This window comes from Pseudomonas sp. MT92 (assembly GCF_058792515.1).
The window spans coordinates 161,180-183,087 of record NZ_JBXAFA010000005.1; the positions used below are offsets into that span (position 1 = coordinate 161,180).

19 protein-coding genes are annotated in these 21,908 nt (G+C 58.7%); 12 read left to right on the forward strand and 7 right to left on the reverse strand.

Going from position 1 to position 21,908, the window contains the following annotated elements; all coding sequences use genetic code 11:
- Nucleotides 1-159 precede the first annotated feature (159 nt).
- Nucleotides 160-972, forward strand: a complete 813-nt coding sequence (tcdA, locus tag AC1Q6D_RS11105; protein WP_161793914.1) for a tRNA cyclic N6-threonylcarbamoyladenosine(37) synthase TcdA — start codon at nt 160-162, stop codon at nt 970-972.
- 19 nt (nt 973-991) lie between these two features.
- Here the strand turns inward: tcdA and AC1Q6D_RS11110 are convergent, their stop codons facing one another.
- From AC1Q6D_RS11110 to AC1Q6D_RS11125, 4 genes are all read right to left on the reverse strand, one after another.
- Complete coding sequence (locus AC1Q6D_RS11110) at nt 992-1,396, reverse strand: SufE family protein (protein ID WP_103403616.1); 405 nt, start codon at nt 1,394-1,396, stop codon at nt 992-994.
- A complete protein-coding gene (locus AC1Q6D_RS11115; protein ID WP_103403615.1) occupies nt 1,393-2,598 on the reverse strand; it encodes an aminotransferase class V-fold PLP-dependent enzyme in 1,206 nt (401 codons plus the stop codon). The genes AC1Q6D_RS11110 and AC1Q6D_RS11115 overlap by 4 nt, the downstream gene beginning before the upstream one ends.
- Before the next feature lie 162 nt (nt 2,599-2,760).
- Nucleotides 2,761-3,795, reverse strand: a complete 1,035-nt coding sequence (gene dapD / locus AC1Q6D_RS11120; RefSeq protein ID WP_103403614.1) for a 2,3,4,5-tetrahydropyridine-2,6-dicarboxylate N-succinyltransferase — start codon at nt 3,793-3,795, stop codon at nt 2,761-2,763.
- Nucleotides 3,796-3,827: 32 nt separating this feature from the next.
- Entirely contained in the window at nt 3,828-4,190 is a 363-nt protein-coding gene (locus AC1Q6D_RS11125) for an ArsC family reductase (RefSeq protein ID WP_008057297.1), read from the reverse strand.
- A gap of 304 nt (nt 4,191-4,494) precedes the next feature.
- On the opposite strand from AC1Q6D_RS11125, the gene AC1Q6D_RS11130 reads away from it, so the two are divergent.
- Nucleotides 4,495-6,126 carry a Na+/H+ antiporter gene (locus tag AC1Q6D_RS11130; RefSeq protein ID WP_103403613.1) on the forward strand — a complete coding sequence of 544 codons (1,632 nt, stop codon included), beginning with the start codon at nt 4,495-4,497 and terminating at the stop codon, nt 6,124-6,126.
- Nucleotides 6,127-6,165: 39 nt separating this feature from the next.
- Here the strand turns inward: AC1Q6D_RS11130 and dapC are convergent, their stop codons facing one another.
- From dapC to map, 3 genes are all read right to left on the reverse strand, one after another.
- The gene (gene dapC / locus AC1Q6D_RS11135) at nt 6,166-7,365 is read right to left on the reverse strand and encodes a succinyldiaminopimelate transaminase (RefSeq protein ID WP_103403612.1); all 1,200 of its coding nucleotides are present in this window, start codon (nt 7,363-7,365) and stop codon (nt 6,166-6,168) included.
- Between the two features lie 167 nt (nt 7,366-7,532).
- On the reverse strand, nt 7,533-10,235 hold the full coding sequence (locus AC1Q6D_RS11140; RefSeq protein ID WP_103403611.1) for a [protein-PII] uridylyltransferase: 2,703 nt from the start codon (nt 10,233-10,235) through the stop codon (nt 7,533-7,535).
- Between the two features lie 45 nt (nt 10,236-10,280).
- Entirely contained in the window at nt 10,281-11,063 is a 783-nt protein-coding gene (map, locus tag AC1Q6D_RS11145; RefSeq protein ID WP_090316922.1) for a type I methionyl aminopeptidase, read from the reverse strand.
- A gap of 371 nt (nt 11,064-11,434) precedes the next feature.
- On the opposite strand from map, the gene rpsB reads away from it, so the two are divergent.
- The 10 genes from rpsB (at nt 11,435) to AC1Q6D_RS11195 (ending at nt 21,905) form a co-directional block, all read left to right on the forward strand.
- Nucleotides 11,435-12,172 carry a 30S ribosomal protein S2 gene (gene rpsB / locus AC1Q6D_RS11150; RefSeq protein WP_047526298.1) on the forward strand — a complete coding sequence of 246 codons (738 nt, stop codon included), beginning with the start codon at nt 11,435-11,437 and terminating at the stop codon, nt 12,170-12,172.
- 191 nt (nt 12,173-12,363) lie between these two features.
- Nucleotides 12,364-13,230: a translation elongation factor Ts gene (gene tsf, locus AC1Q6D_RS11155; RefSeq protein ID WP_047526300.1), complete on the forward strand. Its 867-nt coding sequence runs from the start codon at nt 12,364-12,366 to the stop codon at nt 13,228-13,230.
- Nucleotides 13,231-13,440: 210 nt separating this feature from the next.
- Nucleotides 13,441-14,184: a UMP kinase gene (gene pyrH, locus AC1Q6D_RS11160; RefSeq protein ID WP_003222124.1), complete on the forward strand. Its 744-nt coding sequence runs from the start codon at nt 13,441-13,443 to the stop codon at nt 14,182-14,184.
- Entirely contained in the window at nt 14,181-14,738 is a 558-nt protein-coding gene (gene frr, locus AC1Q6D_RS11165) for a ribosome recycling factor (RefSeq protein ID WP_008000041.1), read from the forward strand. Before pyrH ends, frr begins: the two co-directional genes overlap by 4 nt.
- Before the next feature lie 13 nt (nt 14,739-14,751).
- Complete coding sequence (gene uppS / locus AC1Q6D_RS11170) at nt 14,752-15,507, forward strand: polyprenyl diphosphate synthase (RefSeq protein WP_047526310.1); 756 nt, start codon at nt 14,752-14,754, stop codon at nt 15,505-15,507.
- Nucleotides 15,507-16,313, forward strand: coding sequence for a phosphatidate cytidylyltransferase (locus AC1Q6D_RS11175; RefSeq protein ID WP_047526313.1), 807 nt, complete (start codon nt 15,507-15,509; stop codon nt 16,311-16,313). The genes uppS and AC1Q6D_RS11175 overlap by 1 nt, the downstream gene beginning before the upstream one ends.
- Nucleotides 16,310-17,500: a 1-deoxy-D-xylulose-5-phosphate reductoisomerase gene (ispC, locus tag AC1Q6D_RS11180; protein ID WP_103403610.1), complete on the forward strand. Its 1,191-nt coding sequence runs from the start codon at nt 16,310-16,312 to the stop codon at nt 17,498-17,500. Before AC1Q6D_RS11175 ends, ispC begins: the two co-directional genes overlap by 4 nt.
- A 52-nt stretch (nt 17,501-17,552) precedes the next feature.
- Nucleotides 17,553-18,905, forward strand: coding sequence for a sigma E protease regulator RseP (gene rseP / locus AC1Q6D_RS11185; protein ID WP_103403609.1), 1,353 nt, complete (start codon nt 17,553-17,555; stop codon nt 18,903-18,905).
- A gap of 72 nt (nt 18,906-18,977) precedes the next feature.
- Complete coding sequence (gene bamA, locus AC1Q6D_RS11190; RefSeq protein ID WP_047526317.1) at nt 18,978-21,356, forward strand: outer membrane protein assembly factor BamA; 2,379 nt, start codon at nt 18,978-18,980, stop codon at nt 21,354-21,356.
- A gap of 45 nt (nt 21,357-21,401) precedes the next feature.
- Nucleotides 21,402-21,905, forward strand: coding sequence for an OmpH/Skp family outer membrane protein (locus AC1Q6D_RS11195; RefSeq protein ID WP_007990260.1), 504 nt, complete (start codon nt 21,402-21,404; stop codon nt 21,903-21,905).
- The last annotated feature ends 3 nt before the right edge of the window (nt 21,906-21,908 follow it).

Below are 21,908 nucleotides of genomic sequence, written 5' to 3' on the forward strand. Positions count from 1 at the left end.
CCTACACCGGCAGATCGCTGAACGTACATCGGACAGGGAAATGCCCGACATTGGGCAATGTGCTTTCACATAAGTTCTTACACTTGTAGCTTGAAAGTTAAATCTTATTAGAAGGCCGGACACCCTCTATAATGCGCGCCGGTTTTTGGGGTAATGGTCATGAGTACAGAAGATCCGCGGTTTGCTGGTATTGCCCGTTTGTATGGCATCGAAGGCCTTGAGCGCCTGCGCGCGGCCCATGTGGCGATCGTCGGCGTCGGTGGCGTAGGTTCCTGGGCGGCGGAAGCCATGGCGCGCTGCGGCGTGGGCGAGATTTCGCTGTTTGACCTGGATGACGTCTGCGTCAGCAATGCCAACCGTCAGTTGCATGCGCTGGACAGCACCGTCGGCAAGCCCAAGGTCGAAGTGATGGCCGAGCGCCTGCGCGGGATCAACCCGGACTGCACCGTGCACGCGGTGGCGGATTTCGTGACCCGCGAGACCATGGCCGAGTACATCACGCCGAACATCGACTGCGTGATCGACTGCATCGACAGCGTTAATGCCAAGGCAGCGCTGATCGCCTGGTGCAAGCGCCGCAAGATCCAGATCATCACCACCGGCGGCGCGGGCGGGCAGATTGATCCGACACTGATCCAGGTCTGTGACCTGAACCGCACCTTCAATGACCCATTGGCTTCGAAAGTGCGCTCGACCCTGCGTCGCGACTATGGCTTCTCGCGCACCGTGACCCGCCATTACAGCGTGCCCTGCGTGTTTTCCACCGAGCAACTGCGCTACCCGAAACCGGACGGCAGCATTTGCCTGCAGAAGAGTTTTGTCGGCGACGGCGTGAAGCTCGACTGCGCCGGCGGGTTTGGCGCGGTGATGATGGTGACGGCGACGTTCGGCATGGTCGCCGCGACCAAGGCGGTGGACAAGATTGTGGCGGGCGTGCGGCGGCCGGCGGATCGGGTCAAACCTGAGGTTTGATGGTTGTTGCTGAAGGCTATTAACCTGCCAAGTCACGCATCCGCTGTAAAACAGCGTTCAAACCATTGCTACGGGACGGGGACAACTGGCGACCGAGCCCCAGCTGATTGAACCAGTCCGGCAAGTCCACCTGTTGCAATTCAACCGCCGACAAGCCGTTGACCCGTGCCAGCAGCAGCGCCACCAAGCCGCGAATCAACCGCGCATCGCTGTTGGCACTGAACTGCCAATGACCATCGCGCAATTCGCCTACCAGCCATACCTGGCTCTCACAGCCGTGCACGCGGTTGGCGTCAACCTTGTCCGCATCGCTCAACGCCGGCAGGCGTTCGCCCCATTGCATCAACAGGCGTGCCCGTTGTTCCCAACCGGGCGCATTCTGAAAGGCGTGCAGGGCGGTCACGGCATCGACGGGCAAACTCATCGCAGCAACTCCAGTGCCTGGTCCAGTGCTTCAAAGAAGCGCTCAAGGTCTTCAGAGTCGTTGTATAACCCCAGCGACACCCGAATCGCCCCGGCCAGTTGAAGGCTTTTGAGCAACGGCATGGCGCAATGATGACCGGCGCGCACCGCGATCCCTTGCTCGGTCAGCAAATGGGCCAGATCGGAGTTATGCACACCTTGGACGGTGAAACTGGCCAATGCCACTTGCGGCTTGCCCAGCAGGTGAATGCCGTTGCGCGCCTCAAGGCCTTTGAGCAGATAGTCATGCAGTGCCGCTTCATGGGCGGATACGGCGTCCTGATCGAGCCCGGCGAGGTAATCCAGGCTCGCGCCCAAACCGATCACACTGGCAATCGGCGGTGTGCCCGCCTCAAACCCCAGCGGCGCAGGGCGAAAGCGTGCGTCGTGGTAGTTGGCGTCCAGCACCATCTCGCCGCCGAACTGCCAGGGCTGAAGCTGTTGCAGGGCTTCATTGCGCCCGAACAGCACGCCCAGGCCATCGGGGCCATAGAGCTTGTGGCTGGAAAACACATAGAAGTCGCAACCCAGTGCCTGGACGTCATGTCGACCATGGACCACGCCTTGGGCGCCGTCGATCACGGTCAGGGCGTTGTGCGCCTTGGCCATTGCCAGCAGTGCGGGCAACGGTTGCCAGGCGCCGAGCACGTTGGACAACTGGCTGACCGCCATCAGGCGAGTGCGCGGGCCGATGAACTGCGCCGCGGCTTCGAGGTCGATCAGACCGTCGGCGTTCAGCGGCAGGATCACCAGTTTCAACGCGCGACGCTTGGCCAGTTGCTGCCAGGGCAGCAGGTTGGCGTGATGCTCCAGGGCGCTGATGACGATTTCATCGCCCGGGTTGAATAGGTGTTCCAGGCCATAGGCCAGGAGATTCAGCGCAGACGTCGCGCCGTGGGTGAAGATAATTTGCCCGCGGTCCCCGGCATTGAGCCACTGGGCGACTTTGCTGCGGCTGTCCTCGAAGGCCTGGGTGGCATGGGCGCCCGGCAGGTGTTGCGCCCGATGCACGTTGGCCGCGCCGTTGGCGTAGTAATGCGTGAGGGCATCGAGCAGGGCTTGAGGTTTTTGCGTGGTGGCGGCGCTGTCCAGATAGGTCTGGTCTTGCCGTTGCAGCGCGGCGATGGCCGGAAAGTCGGCGCGCCAGGGAGAGGGAATCATCATGCTTTTGAGCCCTGGTGAACTTGGGCGGGTGTACGCCAGACCCCGGTGGGAGCGAACCTGCTCGCGATGATCGCGTGGAAGACACGGGCTATCTGATGCCCCGCGTTATCGTTGACGTCCATCGCGAGCAGGCTCGCTCCTACAGGTGAACTTGTATGACGCTTAGTTGTGAGCGTGCAGTGCTTCGTTCAGTTCGATCGCCGATTTGTGGGTTTTGCACTCCACGGCACCGGTTTCCGAATTGCGGCGGAACAGCAGGTCAGGCTGACCCGCCAGTTCACGGGCCTTGACCACTTTGACCAGCTGGTTTTTCTCGTCCAGCAGGGCCACTTTGGTGCCAGCGGTCACGTACAGGCCCGATTCAACGGTGTTGCGGTCGCCCAACGGGATACCGATACCGGCGTTGGCGCCGATCAGGCAGCCTTCGCCCACCTTGATCACGATGTTGCCGCCGCCCGACAGGGTGCCCATGGTCGAGCAACCGCCGCCCAGGTCAGAGCCCTTGCCGACGAATACACCAGCCGATACACGGCCTTCGATCATGCCCGGGCCTTCGGTGCCGGCGTTGAAATTGACGAAACCTTCGTGCATCACGGTCGTGCCTTCGCCAACGTAAGCGCCCAGGCGCAGGCGTGCCGCGTCAGCGATACGCACGCCGGCCGGTACGACGTAGTCAGTCATTTTCGGGAACTTGTCCACCGAGAACACTTCGAGCAACTCGCCGCGCAGGCGGGCTTCCAGTTGATGCTCGGCCAGTTCGGCCAGGTCGATCGCACCCTGGCTGGTCCACGCCACGTTTGGCAGCAGCGGGAAGACACCGGCCAGGTTCAGGCCGTGGGGCTTGACCAGGCGATGGGACAGCAGGTGCAGCTTGAGGTAAGCCTCAGGCGTGGAAGTCAGTTGAGCGTCTTCGGCCAGGATGGTCGCAACCAGCGGCTTGTGGCTCTCGGCCAGACGGGTCAGCAGGGCGGCCTGGGCAGCGTCGACGCCTTTGCACGCTTCAGCCAGTTGCGAAGCCTGTGCGGTGGTGAAGGCGATGGCCTGGTTGCCTTCGGTGTAGCCCAGAACCGGGGCGATGGCAGCGATCAGTTCGGCGGACGGATTAAGCAATGGCTGCGCGTAAAACACTTCCAGCCATGCGCCTTGACGGTTTTGAGTGCCGACACCAAAGGCCAGGCTGAACGGGGTAGTGGACATGTTGATACCTCTAGCAAATTGGAACGGGCTGCCTACTTGAGTGCTGCCGCGTAGATATCTGGCTTGAAGCCAATCAGGGTTCGGTCACCGAGATCGAGCACCGGGCGCTTGATCATCGAAGGTTGTGCGAGCATCAGCTCGATGGCTTTCGACTGGTCGAGATCGGCTTTGCGTTCGTCGTCGAGCTTGCGAAAGGTCGTGCCTGCACGGTTCAACACCACTTCCCAGCCGTGCTCGTTGCACCATTGGGTCAGGTGTTCACGGTCGATACCGACCGCCTTGTAATCATGGAAGTCATAGCTGACAGCGTGTTCATCAAGCCAGGTGCGCGCCTTTTTCATGGTGTCGCAGGCTTTGATGCCGAAAAGGTGCAACGTTTTACTTGAAACGGTCAAGGAATCGCCCCCTTTACAGGTGCCGGAAATAAAAGGTTCGGGATTATGCCATGACCGGACGGTTTCGCGTCGGCTGTGGTCGGGTTTGTCTTTATCACCTGCATGAAACCCTGTAGGCGCGAGCCCGCTCGCGATGAACTCGAGAACACCACGGGGTGTCAGTTTGGTAGCGCTATTGTTGGCGACTCTCGCGAGCGAGCTCGTTCCTGCAGGACCGCGTGCGACATTGGTGCAAAGGTCAGTGCACAGTCTAAGCGGCTAATATGGCACTTCAATGCTGTCGTTTGTCCGGGAACCCTGCGTTATGCAAACCGCCTACACCGTCCTGATCATGCTGATGTTGGTCGGCGTTTCACGCCTGATCGGACGGGTGATCCCGTTGCCGTTGCCATTGGTGCAGATTGGCGCCGGTGCCTTGCTTGCCTGGCCGACACTCGGGCTGCACGTCGCCCTTGATCCTGAGCTGTTTCTGTTTCTGTTCCTGCCACCGCTGTTGTTTTCCGATGGCTGGCGCATGCCCAAGCGTGAGTTCTGGCGCTTGCGCGGGCCGATTTTGACGCTGGCGGTGGGCCTGGTGTTGTTCACGGTGGTCGGTGCGGGGTATTTCATTCATTGGTTGTTGCCGAGCATTCCGCTGGCCGTGGCGTTTGCACTGGCGGCGGTGCTGTCGCCGACCGATGCCGTGGCGGTATCGGCGATCTCCCAGAACCGCTTGCCGACGCCATTGATGCACATGCTGCAGGGCGAGGCGCTGATGAACGATGCGTCGGGTCTGGTGACTTTCAAGTTTGCCTTGGTGGCCGCCGTGACAGGCGTGTTCTCGCTGGCCAATGCCAGTGTCACTTTCGTGCTGGTGGCAATTGGAGGCCTGGCCACGGGCGTGGCGTTGAGCTGGCTGGTGGGGCGCTTGCGCTCGTGGATGGTGGCCCGCGGTTGGGATGATCCGGCCACGCATGTGGTTTTCATGTTGCTGTTGCCATTTGCCGCCTACGTGCTGGCCGAGCGGGTGGGGGTGTCGGGCATTCTGTCGGCGGTGGCGGCGGGGATGATGCAGAGCTGGCTTGACCTGCTTCCGCGCCAGACCAATACCCGCTTGCTCAATCGCAGCGTCTGGTCCTTGCTGGAGTTTGCCTTCAACGGCTTGATCTTCCTGCTGTTGGGTCTGCAGTTACCGGACATCATCAAAGCCGTGGCCAGCCACGAAACATCACTGTGGCCAACGTTGCTTTACCGTTGTCTGGATGTCCTGGCGATTTTCCTGGTGCTGCTGGTGTTGCGGTTTGTCTGGGTGCAGAGCATCTGGCGCCTGTCCATTTTGCTGCGGCGCTGGCGCGGCGCTGATCAGATCACCCGGGTGCCCAGCGCGCGTTCCTGTTGGTTGCTGACCGTCGGTGGCGTTCGCGGCGCGGTGACATTGGCGGGTGTGCTGTCGGTGCCGATGCTCATGGGTCGCAGCGAGTTTCCTGAGCGTGACCTGCTGATCTTCATCGCGGCCGGGGTCATTCTGTTGTCGCTGATCGCGGCCTGCATTGCCTTGCCGTTGCTGCTGCGCGGGATCGAAAAAAGTCCTGACGACAAGCGTCGAAGTGAAGTGCGCGATGCCTGGCGCAAAACCGCCGAGGCGGCTATTCATGCGCTCGAAGTCGAAGAGGTCAACCCTCATGACGCTGCTGAATCCGCCTTATCGGCAGAGCTCAAGGCGCGGATCATGTCCGAATATCGGCATCAACTGGAGGTATACAACGATTCGGCTGAAGCCCAGGCGCTGGCGTTTCAGATGGATTTGCTGGAGCGGCGTCTGCGCTTGAAGGCGCTGCGGGCGCAACGCCTGGAGTTGTATAGCCTCAGCCGTCATCACCAGATTGGTGATGACGTCTTGCGTGAGGTGTTGAGTGAGCTGGACCTGAGTGAAGCGAAACTCGGACAGGTCAAATAACCGTTGTAGGCGCAAGCTCGCCCCTACAGAGGACGCGTACTATTTACGACGCTGGACGAAGTCACGGATACGTTCCGCGGCTTCGACGCATTCGGCCAGTGGCGCGACCAGTGCCATGCGCACACGGCCTGCGCCCGGGTTGACGCCATCGACATCCCGCGACAGGTAAGAACCCGGCACCACGGTCACGTGCTCCTGTTCGAACAGGTCGCGGCAGAAGGCAGCGTCGTCACCGGCTACATTCGGCCACAGGTAAAAACCGCCATCCGGGCGCTGCACGTCCATGACCGGGCTGAGGATTTCCAGCACTGCGTCATACTTCTCGCGGTACAGGGCACGGTTGGCGCGCACGTGCACTTCGTCGTTCCACGCGGCGACGCTGGCCAGTTGGGTTTGTACCGGCATCGCGCAGCCGTGGTAGGTGCGATACAGCAGGAAGCCTTTGAGGATGTCCGCATCACCCGCGACAAAACCCGAACGCAGGCCTGGCAGGTTCGAGCGCTTGGACAGGCTGTGGAATACCACGCAACGCTTGAAGTCCTTGCGGTCTAGTTCCACGCAGGCACTGAGCAGGCCGGGCGGCGGGGTTTGTTCGTCGAAGTACAGTTCGCTGTAGCACTCGTCGGCAGCGATCACGAAGTCGTATTCGTCAGCCAGGGCGATCAGCTTTTTCAGGGTGTCGACCGGGATCAGCGCGCCGGTCGGGTTGCCAGGCGAGCACAGGAACAGGATCTGGCAGCGTTTCCAGATGTCCGGTGAAACGGCATCGAAGTCCGGGTTGAAGCCGTTTTCATCCAGGCATGGCAGGTAATGCGGCTTGGCACCGGCCAGGAACGCCGCGCCTTCGTAGATCTGATAGAACGGGTTCGGGCTGACCACCAGCGCATCGTCGCCACGGTTGACCACGGTCTGGGTGAAGGCGAACAGCGCTTCACGGGTGCCATTGACCGGCAGCACGTTGCGCGCTGGGTCGAGCCAACCGTTCGGGACGTTGAAGCGACGTTCGCACCATGCCGCGATGGCTTCGCGCAGGGCCGGGATGCCGAGGGTGGTCGGGTACACGGCCATCTGATCCAGATTGCTTGCCAGCGCTTCGGCGACAAAGCTTGGCGAGCGGTGTTTCGGCTCGCCGATGGACAGCGCGATGGCGCGCTTTTCCGGGTTTGGCGTGACGCTGCCGAGCAGGGCGCGGAGCTTTTCGAAAGGGTAGGGCTGGAGCTGGGTCAGAGCGTTGTTCATCGGTAGATCTCGTTCGGTGTGGCGGCTGGCCGACCCTTTGCAAGCGCTGGATTGCCAGCGATGGGCGTTAACGATGACGCGTTTCTACAGGATAAACGCGGCGCCTTTTGTCCATCGCTGGCAAGCCAGCTCCTACAGGGGCGGGCTCCATTCGGGAAATTTGTTATTCAAATGCTGATACGCGACAGTTTGATATCGGGTTCCTGATTGACGCTCAACTGCTCGACGATTGCATCTTGTAACCGGCTGCACAACTGCGGGTCGGATAAAGGCTGGTTGTTGGCATCGGTGATGAAGAAGACGTCTTCCACCCGTTCGCCCAGGGTCGCAATCTTGGCGTTTTGCAGCGACAGGTCGAACTCCAGGAAGATCGTACCGATTCGCGCCAGCAGGCCGGGGCGGTCGGGCGCGGTCAGTTCAAGTACGGTGACCGGGCGCTGTGCATCGTTATGGATCGTGACCTGCGGCGCGAAGGCAAAATGCTTGAGCTGGCGCGGTACCCGGCGCTGGATGATGGTCGGGTAGTCGGCCGGGTTTCGCAGGGCTTCGGTCAGGCCTTCGCGGATCTCCTTGACCCGTGCCGGATTATCGCCGATCGAGTCGCCATCGGCGTCGAGCACAATGTAGGTGTCGAGGGTGAACTGGCTGCTGGAGGTGATGACCCGGGCGTCGTGGATGTTCAGGTTGAGCTGGTCCATCGCGGCCACGGTCACGGCGAAGAAGTCGTGCTGGTCGGGTGCGTAGATGAAGATTTGCGTGCCACCCTCGAACTCGCGCTGAGTGGTCTCCTTGATCAGCACCAGTGGCCCGCCATCGGCTGGCTGCTGGAGGATCGCATCGCTGTGCCAGGCCACGTCGCCAGCGGTGTGGCGCAGGAAATAGTCATCGCCCAATTGCGCCCACAATTGCTCGACGTCGTCCGGATCGGTGCCGCCGCGCACCAGAATGTCCAGGGCGGCGCTCTGGGTCTGGCGGATCTGCTCCTCGCGATCGACCGGGTTTTCCAGGCCGCGACGAAGGGCGCGCTTGGTTTCGGTGTAGAGCTGGCGCAGAAGGCTGGCACGCCAGGAGTTCCACAGGGTCGGGTTGGTGGCGTTGATGTCGGCGACGGTCAGCACGTACAGGTAGTCGAGACGGGTTTCATCGCCGACGATCTGTGCGAAATCGTGGATCACCTGCGGGTCGGACAAGTCCTTGCGCTGGGCGGTGGTCGACATCACCAGATGGTTCTGCACCAGCCAGACGATCAGGCGACTGTCCCACACGGGGAGTTGGTGGCGCTGGCAAAAAGCTTCGGCATCCACGGCGCCGATATCCGAGTGATCGCCATGCCGGCCCTTGCCGATGTCGTGGTACAGCCCGGCCAGGTAGATCAGCTCGGGTTTGGGCAGCTTGCCCATGAGTTTGCTGGCCAGCGGGAATTTTTCCGACACCTGCGTGTACTGCAACTTACGCAGATGCTTGATCAGGTTCAGGGTGTGGGCATCGACCGTATAAATGTGAAACAGGTCGTGCTGCATTTGTCCGACGATAAAGCCAAATTCCGGCAGATAACGCCCGAGGATGCCGTAACGGTTCATGCGGCGCAGGTTGCGATGGATGCCGATCTTGCACTTGAACAATTCGATGAACAGGCTGGTGTTGCGAATATCGTTGCGGAAATCGTCGTCGATCAGGTGACGGTTTTCGCGCAGCAGGCGAATGGTGTCGGCGCGCACGCCCTTGATTTCCGGCTGCTGGGCCATCAGCACGAAGATCTCCAGCATGGCAAACGGGGTGCGACGGAAAACGTTGTCGTTGCGCGCCTCGATGTAGCCATCGTGGAGCTGGAATCGCGAGTTGATCGGCTGCGGCGGCGCTTGATCATCCGGTGCGAGGATGACCTCCTCGAAGTGCTGGATGATCAGGTCGCTGAGCTGGGCAATGCTCATCACCACCCGGTAATACTGCTGCATGAAGTTTTCGATGGCTTGCTTGGCATCGTCGCCTTCGAACCCCAGCAGCTTGGCAATGGTGCGCTGGTGATCGAACAGCAGGCGGTCTTCCGAGCGGCCGGCGAGCATGTGCAGGGCGTAACGCACTTTCCACAGGAATTCCTGGGAAGACGCCAGCAGGGCGTTTTCGCTCTCTACCAGGAAGCCTTCGCCGGCCAGTGCGCGCAGGTTCAGGGTGCCGTACTCGCGACGTGCCACCCACAGAATCGTCTGAATGTCCCGCAGTCCGCCCGGCGAGCCTTTGACGTTGGGTTCCAGGTTGTATTCGGTGTCGTTGTACTTGTGGTGACGGGCCTTCTGTTCGGCCCGCTTGGCCAGAAAGAAATCCTTGCTCGGCCACATGTGCGCGGTGCTGGTGACGTCCAGCATGCGTTGGCGCAAGCGCTCAGGGCCGCAGATGGTCCGGCTTTCCATCAGGTTGGTGACAACCGTCAGATCGGCGCGGGCCTCCTGGGCACATTCGTCGACCGAGCGAACGCTCTGACCGACTTCCAGGCCGATGTCCCACAGCAGCGTCAGAAAGCGCTCGATGGAGTCACGGAAAATTTCATGATCGGCGCTGTCCAGCAGGATCAGCAGATCGATGTCGGAGTAGGGGTGCAATTCACCCCGACCATAGCCGCCGACCGCAACCAGTGCGATGTCGGCGTCTTCACTCCAGTCGAACTGTTCCCAGGCCTTTTGCAGGATGTTATCGACGAACCAGGCACGATCCTCGATCAACCGGCGAATGTCCCGGCCGCTGCGAAAGCGCCCGTCGAGCACCTCGCGGGCCTGGCGGATCGCCTTCTTGAAGGCCGCGATCGGGCTTGCCTTCAGGGCCAGTTCAGCCTGGAACTGGCCGCGATCGAAGAGTTCTGGATCCACCTGCGGCATCGATTGGCTTTCCTTTCTATAAGGCTGGGAATGGAGCGGGGCGGATCAGGCCGAAATGCGCGGGATGGTGTCATCGCTGCGCAAGGTGAAGATCTCATAACCGGTTTCGGTCACCAGCAGCGTGTGTTCCCACTGTGCCGACAGCTTGCGATCCTTGGTGATCGCGGTCCAGCCGTCGCCCAGGACCTTGGTGTCAGCCTTGCCCTGGTTGATCATCGGCTCGATGGTGAAGGTCATGCCGGCTTGCAGTTCCATGCCGGTGCCCGCGCGGCCGTAGTGCAGGATCTGTGGCTCTTCGTGGAAAACTTTACCGATGCCGTGACCACAGAATTCGCGAACCACCGAGAAACCGTTCTTTTCAGCGTGTTTCTGGATGATTTCACCGATGTCGCCGAGGCGGCAACCGGGTTTGACGATTTCAATCGCCTTGTACATGCATTCCTGGGTCACTTGCGACAGACGCTCGGCCCAGACCGGCACGGTGCCGACGTGGAACATGCGGCTGGTATCGCCGTGGTAGCCGTCCTTGATAACGGTGACATCGATGTTCAGGGTGTCGCCATCCTTCAGCGGTTTGTCGTTCGGGATGCCGTGGCAGACCACGTGGTTGATCGATGTGCAAATCGACTTCGGGTAGCCCTTGTAGTTGAGCGGGGCAGGGATGGCTTTCTGCTCGTTGACAATATAGTCGTGGCAGATCTGGTTCAGTTGATCGGTGGTCACCCCCGGCTTGACGTATTCGGCAATCATTTCCAGCACATCGGCGGCCAGTTTGCCGGCGACGCGCATTTTTGCGATGTCCTCGGGGGTTTTGAGGGTGACGGTCATACAGGCTCTCTCTGCGCTCGATGGCGCTTTCTCAACGAAAAGGGCGTTGCGCAATCGAACTTCGCAGCCCTGAAAAACGCAATTCTAACAGACGATCGGGGCAAATCCGCCGCTCTGTGAATCGCTTATCTCCATACAATGGTGCATTGTGGGCCGATTCCAAGGGCGGGAACTGTGTGGTGACCAGGATTTCAGAATCCGGGTTTCGTTTTTTCCTCCCTTGTGATATAAAATGCGCCGCTTTCCGGGGATGCCCCGAAAAGCCTAAATCCACACACGTGTCGACACGATGACCTGGGTGCCTTCAGCTGATGCTGCTGGTTGGTCATTGGGATACGTGGAGGCCAAACCCGACTTATTAAGGAACTATCATGTCCCAAGTCAACATGCGCGATATGCTGAAGGCCGGTGTGCACTTCGGTCACCAGACCCGTTACTGGAACCCGAAAATGGGTAAATACATTTTCGGCGCGCGTAACAAGATCCACATCATCAACCTTGAAAAAACCCTGCCAATGTTCAACGAAGCTCTGACTTTCGTAGAGCGCCTGGCCCAGGGCAAAAACAAGATTCTGTTCGTCGGCACCAAGCGTTCCGCTGGCAAGATCGTTGCTGAAGAAGCAGCACGTTGCGGTTCGCCGTACGTCGATCACCGCTGGTTGGGCGGCATGCTGACCAACTTCAAAACCATCCGTGCTTCCATCAAGCGTCTGCGTGACCTTGAAGTACAAGCCGAAGACGGTACTTTCGCCAAGCTGACCAAGAAAGAAGCGCTGATGCGCTCCCGTGACCTGGAAAAGCTGGATCGTTCCCTGGGTGGTATCAAGGACATGGGCGGTCTGCCAGACGCTCTGTTCGTTATCGACGTTGATCACGAGCGCATCGCGATCACCGAAGCCAACAAGCTGGGCATCCCGGTTATCGGCGTAGTCGATACCAACAGCAGCCCGGAAGGCGTTGACTACATCATCCCAGGCAACGATGACGCAATCCGCGCTATCCAGCTGTACATGGGTTCGATGGCTGACGCTGTTATCCGTGGTCGCAACAACGTTTCTGGCGGCACCGAAGTTTTCGTTGAAGAAGCTCCGGTAGCTGCAGCTGAGTAATTAACGCCCCTGGCGTTGACTCAGTAAGCAAAAAGGGGGCTTGGCCCCCTTTTTGCCACCTCGGAAACCATTTGTTGGCGCCCTCTGCTTCATCTGTAACGTGCGGCAGCTAACAAGGGTGGTTCGAGAAGAATTGAACGCCCGTTCGATCGGGTGGAATGGTTGATAACCTATCCAAGAGGAATTTTGAAATGGCAGAGATTACTGCAGCGTTGGTCAAAGAACTGCGCGAGCGTACTGGCGAAGGCATGATGGACTGCAAAAAGGCCTTGACCAAGGCTGGCGGCGACATCGAAAAAGCCATTGATGACATGCGTGCTTCGGGCGCCATCAAGGCTGCCAAGAAAGCTGGCAACGTTGCCGCTGAAGGCGCAATCGCCATCAAGGCTGACGACAAGTCCGCCGTTCTGCTGGAAGTTAACTCGCAGACCGACTTCCTGGCCCTGCAAGACGACTTCAAGAACTTCGTTGCTGCCAGCGTAGAAAAAGCTTTCGACGAAAAACTGACCGACGCAGCTCCGCTGATCGCCGCTCAGGAATTGGCTCGTGAAGCCCTGGTTGCCAAAGTTGGCGAAAACGTCAACATCCGTCGTCTGGTACGCGTCGAGGGTGACGTTGTCGGCACCTACCTGCACGGTAACAAGATCGGTGTTGCTGTTGTTCTCAAGGGCGGCGATGTACAGCTGGCCAAAGAGATCGCCATGCACGTGGCGGCAAGCAACCCTGAGTTCCTGCTGCCATCGCAGGTTTCGCCAGAGGCCATCGAGCGCGAGAAGGGTGTTTTCATGACCCTGAACGAAGACAAGATGAAAGGCAAACCAGCAGAAATCGTCGAGAAGATGATCGCTGGCCGTATCACCAAGTTCCTGGCCGAAGCCAGCCTGGTCGAGCAAGCTTTCGTCATGAACCCGGAAATCACCGTTGGTGCCCTGGCCAAGAAAGCTGGCGCAGAAATCGTTTCCTTCACCTACTTCAAGGTCGGCGAAGGCATCGAGAAGCCAGTTGACAACTTCGCTGAAGAAGTTGCTGCTCAGGTTGCGGCTGCTTCCAAGCAATAAGACGGTTTTTTAACTGTCGCCCTGAAGAGGCTGCCCGCTCACGCGCGCAGCCTCTTTTCAGATGGGGCACCAATTTTTAATTGGTTTCCTTTTGGAACTGACTTACAAAGCCATGTTCCGATGGCGCTGAAGCAGCGCCAAGCTAGAGTGAACGCCAGCTGAAAACAGCTCGCAAAGAATTTTTAAAATACGCCGCAGGAGAGATTCGCAATGGCTCAGCAGGGCAGTGGTTATCAGGCTCGCTATAAACGCATTCTACTCAAGCTTAGCGGCGAGGCCCTGATGGGGTCGGAAGAGTTCGGGATCGATCCGAAAGTTCTGGATCGCATGGCGCTGGAAGTTGGCCAACTGGTCGGCATCGGTGTTCAGGTCGGTCTGGTGATCGGCGGCGGTAACCTGTTCCGTGGCGAAGCGCTGAGCAAGGCCGGGATGGATCGGGTCACTGGCGACCACATGGGCATGCTGGCCACTGTGATGAACGCCTTGGCGATGCGCGATGCGCTCGAACGTGCCAATATCTCGGCCATTGTGATGTCGGCCATTTCCATGGTTGGCGTGACCGATCACTATGATCGCCGCAAGGCCATGCGTCACCTGAACTCCAAGGATGTCGTGATTTTCGCAGCCGGTACCGGCAACCCGTTCTTTACCACGGATTCGGCAGCCTGCCTGCGTGCAATCGAAATCGATGCCGATGTCGTGCTGAAGGCGACCAAGGTCGATGGCGTCTACACCGCTGACCCATTCAAAGACCCGCATGCCGAGAAGTTCGATCATCTGACCTACGATGAAGTACTGGATCGCAAGCTGGGCGTGATGGATCTGACGGCCATTTGCCTGTGCCGCGACCACAAGATGCCGTTGCGCGTATTTAACATGAACAAGCCCGGCGCCCTGCTGAACATCGTGCACGGTGGCGCTGAAGGGACCCTGATCGAGGAAGGCCAACAATGATCAACGAAATCAAGAAAGACGCTCAAGAGCGCATGCAGAAATCCGTGGAATCGCTGGCGCACAACTTCGGTCGTATTCGTACCGGCCAGGCGCATCCAAGCATTCTGGAAGGTGTCATGGTGCCGTATTACGGTTCCGACACGCCGATCAAGCAAGTTGCGAACATCACTGTCAAAGACGCTCGCACCCTGCAAGTCGTTGCCTTCGAACGCAATATGCTGGGTGCTGTAGACAAGGCGATCGGTAGCGCTGGTCTGAACCTCAATCCGACCAACCTCGGTGAGTTGCTGCTGATTTCCATGCCGGCCCTGACTGAGGAAACCCGTAAGGGCTTCACCAAACAGGCTCGCGATGTTGCTGAAGACGCCCGTGTTGCGGTGCGCAACATCCGTCGTGACGCGAACAGCCAGCTCAAGGATCTGGTCAAGGAAAAGGAAATCAGTGAAGACGAAGAGCGTCGCGCCACTGGCGAAATCGACGATCTGACCAAAAAGTTCGTGGCTAAAATCGATGCGGATTTGGCGCAGAAAGAAAAAGACCTGATGGCCGTATAAGGGTCACGTTTTCATGGAAAAGACCAAGCAGATTGCACCGCCTGCGGTGCCGCGCCATGTCGCGATCATCATGGATGGTAATAATCGCTGGGCGAAAAAACGCTTTATGCCGGGTATCGCCGGGCATAAAGCGGGTGTGGATGCGGTTCGTGCGGTCATCGAGGTGTGCGCCGAGGCGGGGGTCGAAGTACTGACCTTGTTCGCGTTTTCCAGTGAGAACTGGCAGCGCCCGGCCGATGAGGTCAGTGCCTTGATGGATCTGTTCTTCAAGGCATTGCGTCGTGAGGCCAAGCGCCTCAACGACAACAACATCAGCTTGCGCATCATTGGCGACCGTTCGCGTTTCCACCCGGAGCTTCAGGCTGCGATGCGTGAAGCCGAGAACATGACCGCAGGCGCCAATCGCTTCGTTCTGCAGATCGCCGCCAATTACGGCGGTCAGTGGGATATCGCGCAGGCGGCACAGCGCCTGGCTCGGGAAGTTCAGGCGGGGCACCTGCGACCCGAAGACATCACCCCGGAATTACTGCAAACCTGTTTGGCTACCGGTGATCTGCCGTTACCGGACTTGTGCATCCGTACCGGTGGCGAACACCGCATCAGCAACTTTTTGCTGTGGCAGCTGGCCTATGCCGAATTGTACTTCTCCGACCTGTTCTGGCCGGACTTCAAACACGACGCCATGCGTAACGCGCTGGCCGATTTCGCATCTCGCCAGCGTCGCTTCGGTAAAACGAGCGAGCAGGTCGAGGCTGGAGCCCGGGTTTAATGCTCAAACAACGAATCATCACCGCGCTGATCCTGCTGCCGATTGCCCTGTGCGGTTTCTTCCTTCTCGAGGGGTCTGCCTTCGCGTTGTTCATCGGATTGGTAGTGACCCTGGGGGGCTGGGAGTGGGCTCGCCTGGCGGGTTTCAATGAGCAGTCGATGCGCGTTGCTTATGCCGCAGCCGTCGCGTTGATGCTGTTTGTCATGCACCTGTTGCCGGGGCTCGCGCCCTGGATACTGGGGGCTTCGGTGCTCTGGTGGGGCATTGCGACCTATCTGGTGCTGACGTATCCACGCTCCAGCGATCACTGGGCCAGTGCGGCCTGCAAGCTGGTGATCGGACTGCTGATTCTGCTGCCGGCCTGGCAGGGCCTGGTCCTTATCAAGCAGGAGCCCCTGGGGAACTGGTTGATCATGGCGGTGATGGTGCTGGTCTGGGGGGCCGATATCGGCGCGTATTTTTCCGGTCGGGCGTTCGGCAAGCGCAAGTTGGCGCCGCTAGTCAGCCCGGGAAAAAGTTGGGAAGGCGTTTACGGTGGTTTGGCGCTGAGCCTGATCATCACTGTCCTGGTCGGGTTTTTCCGTGATTGGACGGTTGCCGAGCTGTTCAAGGGGCTGATCGGCGCGGCGTTGATCGTGTTTATTTCAGTCGTGGGCGACCTTACCGAAAGCATGTTCAAGCGCCAGTCAGGGATCAAGGACAGCAGTAATCTGCTGCCGGGACACGGCGGCGTACTGGATCGGATCGACAGTCTGACCGCCGCGATCCCTGTATTTGCCGTACTGTTGTGGATGGCTGCACCGTGAGCCGCCCACAGCAGATTACCGTGTTGGGGGCGACGGGTTCGATCGGTCTGAGCACCCTTGATGTCATCGCTCGCCATCCTGCGCGCTATCAAGCTTACGCCTTGAGCGGCTTCACACGCTTGAGTGAGCTGCTGGCACTGTGCGTGCGTCATACTCCGCGATTCGCTGTAGTGCCTGAAGCGGCGGCTGCTCGAGTGTTGCAGGATGATCTGCGTGCGGCAGGTCTTTCGACCCGGGTTTTGGTGGGGGAGGAAGGTCTGTGTCAGGTCGCCGCCGACCCGGAAGTCGATGCGGTCATGGCGGCCATTGTCGGTGCGGCGGGTTTGCGTCCGACCTTGGCGGCAGTCGAGGCTGGCAAAAAAATCCTCCTGGCCAACAAGGAAGCACTGGTAATGTCCGGTGCGTTGTTCATGCAGGCTGTGCGCAAGAGTGGCTCGGTATTACTGCCGATCGACAGTGAGCACAACGCGATTTTCCAGTGCGTGCCGCAGGATTTTGCCCGAGGTCTGGGGGCGGTCGGTGTGCGTCGGATTCTGCTGACGGCATCGGGTGGCCCGTTCCGGCAGACACCCATGGCTGAGCTGGCACATGTTACCCCCGAGCAGGCCTGTGCTCATCCGAATTGGTCCATGGGGCGCAAGATTTCGGTCGACTCGGCCAGCATGATGAATAAAGGGCTCGAACTGATCGAGGCCTGCTGGCTGTTCGATGCCAAGCCTTCCCAGGTCGAAGTGGTGATTCACCCGCAGAGCGTCATTCATTCGCTAGTCGACTATATCGATGGCTCGGTGTTGGCTCAATTGGGTAATCCTGACATGCGCACGCCAATCGCCCATGCGCTTGCCTGGCCGGAGCGGATCGATTCGGGTGTGGCGCCGCTCGATCTGTTTGCCATCGCGCGTCTGGACTTCCAGGCGCCCGATGAGGAGCGTTTTCCTTGCCTGCGCCTGGCCCGTCTGGCGGCCGAAGCAGGCAACAGTGCACCGGCCATGTTGAATGCGGCCAATGAGGTCGCGGTTGCGGCCTTTCTCGACGGACGGGTTCGCTACCCGGAAATCGCGAGTATCATCGAAGAAACCTTGAATCTCGAGCCTGTGGTAGCAGTGGATGATCTCGCGGCAGTGTTCACGGCAGACGCGAAGGCGCGTGTGCTGGCCGAACGATGGTTGAGTCGTCACGGACGATAAGTGTGCAATGCGTTGGCCCATGCAGCAGCGGATAGGAATGCGGAGAAAATAGATGAGCGCGCTCTATATGATTGTCGGCACCCTGGTAGCTTTGGGCGTGCTGGTTACCTTCCACGAGTTCGGCCATTTCTGGGTCGCGCGTCGCTGTGGGGTCAAAGTGCTGCGCTTCTCCGTTGGCTTCGGAATGCCACTGCTGCGCTGGCACGACAAAAAAGGCACTGAGTTCGTTTTGGCTGCCATCCCGCTGGGTGGCTACGTCAAGATGCTTGACGAGCGTGAAGGCGAAGTACCTGTCGATCAACTCGACCAATCCTTCAATCGAAAATCCGTCCGTCAGCGTATTGCCATCGTAGCGGCTGGGCCGATTGCCAACTTTCTGTTGGCCCTGGTGTTTTTCTGGGTGCTGGCCATGCTTGGCAGCGAGCAGGTACGCCCGGTCATCGGGGCTGTAGAGTCTGGCAGTATCGCCGCCAAGGCCGGTTTGAACCCGGGTCAGGAAATTGTTTCCATCGACGGTGAGCCGACTTCCGGTTGGGCGGCGGTGAATTTGCAGTTGGTCCGTCGACTCGGGGAAAGCGGTTCCCTGCAAGTGTTGGTTCGTGAGCAAGGCTCCACGGTCGATTCTCCGCGTGAGCTGGCCCTTGATAAATGGCTCAAGGGGGCTGATGAGCCGGATCCGATTCGATCGCTGGGTATCCGTCCCTGGCGTCCGGCATTGCCGCCGGTCCTGGCTGAACTTGATCCAAAGGGCCCGGCGCAGGCTGCTGGCCTGAAAACCGGTGACCGACTGCTGGCGCTGGACAGCAAGGCGCTGGATGACTGGCAGCAAGTGGTCGACACCGTTCGTATGCATCCTGATACCAAAATCATGCTGCGGGTCGAGCGCGAGGGTGCTCAAATCGACGTCCCTGTGACACTGGCTGCGCGTGGTGACAGGAAGGCGCCGAGTGGTTACCTGGGGGCTGGGGTCAAGCCTGTCGACTGGCCGCCGGAGATGGTTCGGGAGGTCAGTTACGGTCCGGTGGCCGCGATTGGGGAGGGGGCGCGGCGTACTTGGACCATGAGCCTGCTGACCCTGGATTCGCTGAAGAAAATGTTGTTCGGCGAGCTCTCGGTAAAAAACTTGAGTGGACCGATAACCATTGCTAAAGTGGCGGGCGCTTCGGCACAGTCGGGTGTCGCTGATTTCCTGAATTTCCTTGCTTATCTGAGTATTAGCCTGGGAGTTCTGAATTTGCTGCCCATTCCTGTGCTGGATGGGGGGCATTTGTTGTTTTATCTGATTGAGTGGGCGCGTGGTCGTCCCTTGTCGGATCGGGTGCAAGGTTGGGGGATACAGATCGGTATCAGTTTGGTGGTCGGAGTGATGTTGCTTGCTCTGGTCAATGATCTGGGTCGTCTGTAACGTCGCTGAATTGCGAATCTGCCGCATTTTGCGGCAGTTTGTTTATTGCCAGTTGGAATAAGAAAGGACTTCATGAAACGTCTGCTGCTAACTGCGGTTCTCACCGTATTGATGATCGCCGAAGTTCACGCCGAGTCCTTCACTATCTCTGATATTCGCGTCAATGGCCTCCAGCGGGTCTCCGCGGGTAGCGTCTTTGGTGCTTTGCCGTTGAACGTCGGTGAACAGGCGGATGATCATCGCCTGGTGGAATCCACTCGTGCGTTGTTCAAAACCGGTTTCTTTCAAGATATCCAGCTGGGCCGCGATGGCAACGTCCTGGTTATTACTGTAGTCGAGCGTCCGTCGGTCGCCAGTATCGAGATCGAAGGTAACAAGGCGATTTCCACTGAGGACCTGATGAAGGGCCTCAAGCAGTCCGGTCTGGCCGAAGGCGAGATCTTCCAGCGTGCGACCCTTGAAGGTGTACGTAACGAGCTGCAGCGCCAGTACGTCGCTCAGGGTCGCTACTCCGCCACCGTCGACACCGAAGTGGTACCTCAACCGCGCAACCGCGTCGGTTTGAAGGTCAACATCAACGAAGGCACCGTGGCGGCTATCCAGCACATCAACGTGGTGGGCAACACGGTCTTCCCGGATGAAGACCTGATCGACCTGTTCGAACTCAAGACCACCAACTGGTTGTCGTTCTTCAAGAACGACGACAAGTATGCTCGTGAAAAACTGTCCGGTGACCTGGAACGTCTGCGTTCCTACTACCTGGACCGTGGCTATATCAACATGGATATCGCTTCGACCCAGGTGTCCATCACTCCGGACAAAAAGCACGTCTATATCACCGTCAACATCAACGAAGGCGACAAGTACACCGTTCGTGACGTCAAGTTGAGCGGTGACCTGAAGGTTCCAGAGGATCAGGTCAAGTCCCTGCTCCTGGTGCAGAAAGGCCAGGTGTTCTCGCGCAAGCTGATGACCACGACGTCCGAGCTGATCACCCGTCGTCTGGGTAACGAGGGTTACACCTTCGCCAACGTCAACGGCGTACCGCAGCCTCATGATGAAGACCACACCGTAGACATCACCTTCGCTGTGGATCCGGGCAAGCGTGCTTACGTCAACCGCATCAACTTCCGTGGCAACACCAAGTCCGAGGACGAAGTGCTGCGCCGTGAAATGCGTCAGATGGAAGGCGGTTGGGCGTCAACTTACCTGATCGACCAATCCAAGACACGTCTGGAGCGACTGGGCTTCTTCAAGGAAGTCAACGTTGAGACGCCGGCCGTACCTGGCGTCGATGACCAGGTGGATGTGAACTACAGCGTTGAAGAACAAGCGTCCGGTTCGATTACCGCCAGCGTCGGTTTTGCCCAGAGTGCCGGTTTGATCCTTGGTGGTTCGATTACCCAGAACAACTTCCTGGGTACGGGTAACAAGGTCAGCATCGGCTTGACTCGCAGCCAATATCAAAGTCGCTATAACTTCGGTTATGTCGACCCGTACTGGACCGCTGATGGTGTGAGCCTGGGTTACAACGCCTTCTATCGCACCACCGACTACAAAGACCTTGATGTCAACGTAGCCAGCTACGCCGTTGACAGCCTGGGAGCGGGCGTCAGCGTCGGTTATCCAATCAGCGAGACGTCGCGTCTGACCTTCGGATTGACTGCGCAACAAGACAAGATCAAGACGGGTCTTTACACCGTCGACGAAATTTTCGACTTCGTTAACCAGCAAGGTGATCAGTACCTGAACTTCAAGGCCTCGGCCGGTTGGTCCGAGTCCACACTGAACAAAGGCGTACTGGCGACCCGTGGTCATTCCCAAAGCCTGACTGCGGAAGCGACAACCCCGGGCAGCGATTTGTCGTTCTTCAAGCTGGATTACCGCGGTCAATTGTTCCAGCCGTTGTCTGAAAACTACACCATGCGCCTGCACACCGAACTGGGTTATGGCGATGGTTATGGTTCCACTGATGGCTTGCCGTTCTATGAAAACTACTATGCTGGTGGTTTCAACTCGGTTCGTGGCTTCAAGGACAGCACTTTGGGGCCTCGCAGTACCCCGAGCCGGGGCGTGAACCCGGGAACTGCAGTCGATCCAGACCAGGATCCATTGCCGTTTGGTGGTAACGTCCTGATTCAGGGTGGTGTAGAACTTCTGTTCCCGTTGCCGTTCGTGAAAGACCAGCGTTCGTTGCGCACCTCGGTATTCTGGGATGTGGGTAACGTGTTCGATTCGACCTGCAAGCAGAGCACCAATGCCGATGGCTCGAAGTCCAACACTCAATGTAACGACGTCAGCCTGAGCAATATGGCCAGTTCTGTGGGTGTTGGTGTGACTTGGGTGACCGCCCTTGGTCCGTTGAGCTTCGCGTTAGCGATGCCAGTTAAAAAGCCGGACAGCAATGCCGAGACTCAAGTGTTCCAATTCTCCCTCGGCCAGACGTTCTAAGCGTCTGACCCAAGATAACGACAATGGATTTTGTAGGAGTGCATCGTGCGTAAGTTGACTCAATTGGTTCTCCTGGCTTCCGTACTGGTAGCAGGCCCGGCTTTTGCCGACATGAAAATCGCCGTTCTGAACTATCAGATGGCCCTGCTGGAATCCGATGCGGCCAAGAAGTACGCCGTGGATGCCGAGAAAAAATTCGGTCCTCAACTGACCAAGCTCAAGACACTGGAAAGCAGTGCCAAGGGTATTCAGGATCGTCTGATGGCCGGTGGCGACAAAATGCAGCAAGGCGAGCGTGAGCGTCTGGAGCTTGAATTCAAGCAAAAGGCTCGTGACTTCCAGTTCCAGTCCAAGGAACTGAACGAAGCCAAAGCCGTTGCCGACCGTGAAATGCTGAAACAGCTCAAGCCGAAACTGGACAGCGCTGTGGAAGAAGTCATCAAGAAAGGTGCTTTTGACCTGGTCTTCGAGCGTGGCGCAGTGATCGATGTCAAGCCTCAGTACGACATCACGCGCCAGGTTATCGAGCGCATGAATCAGCTGAAGTAATCC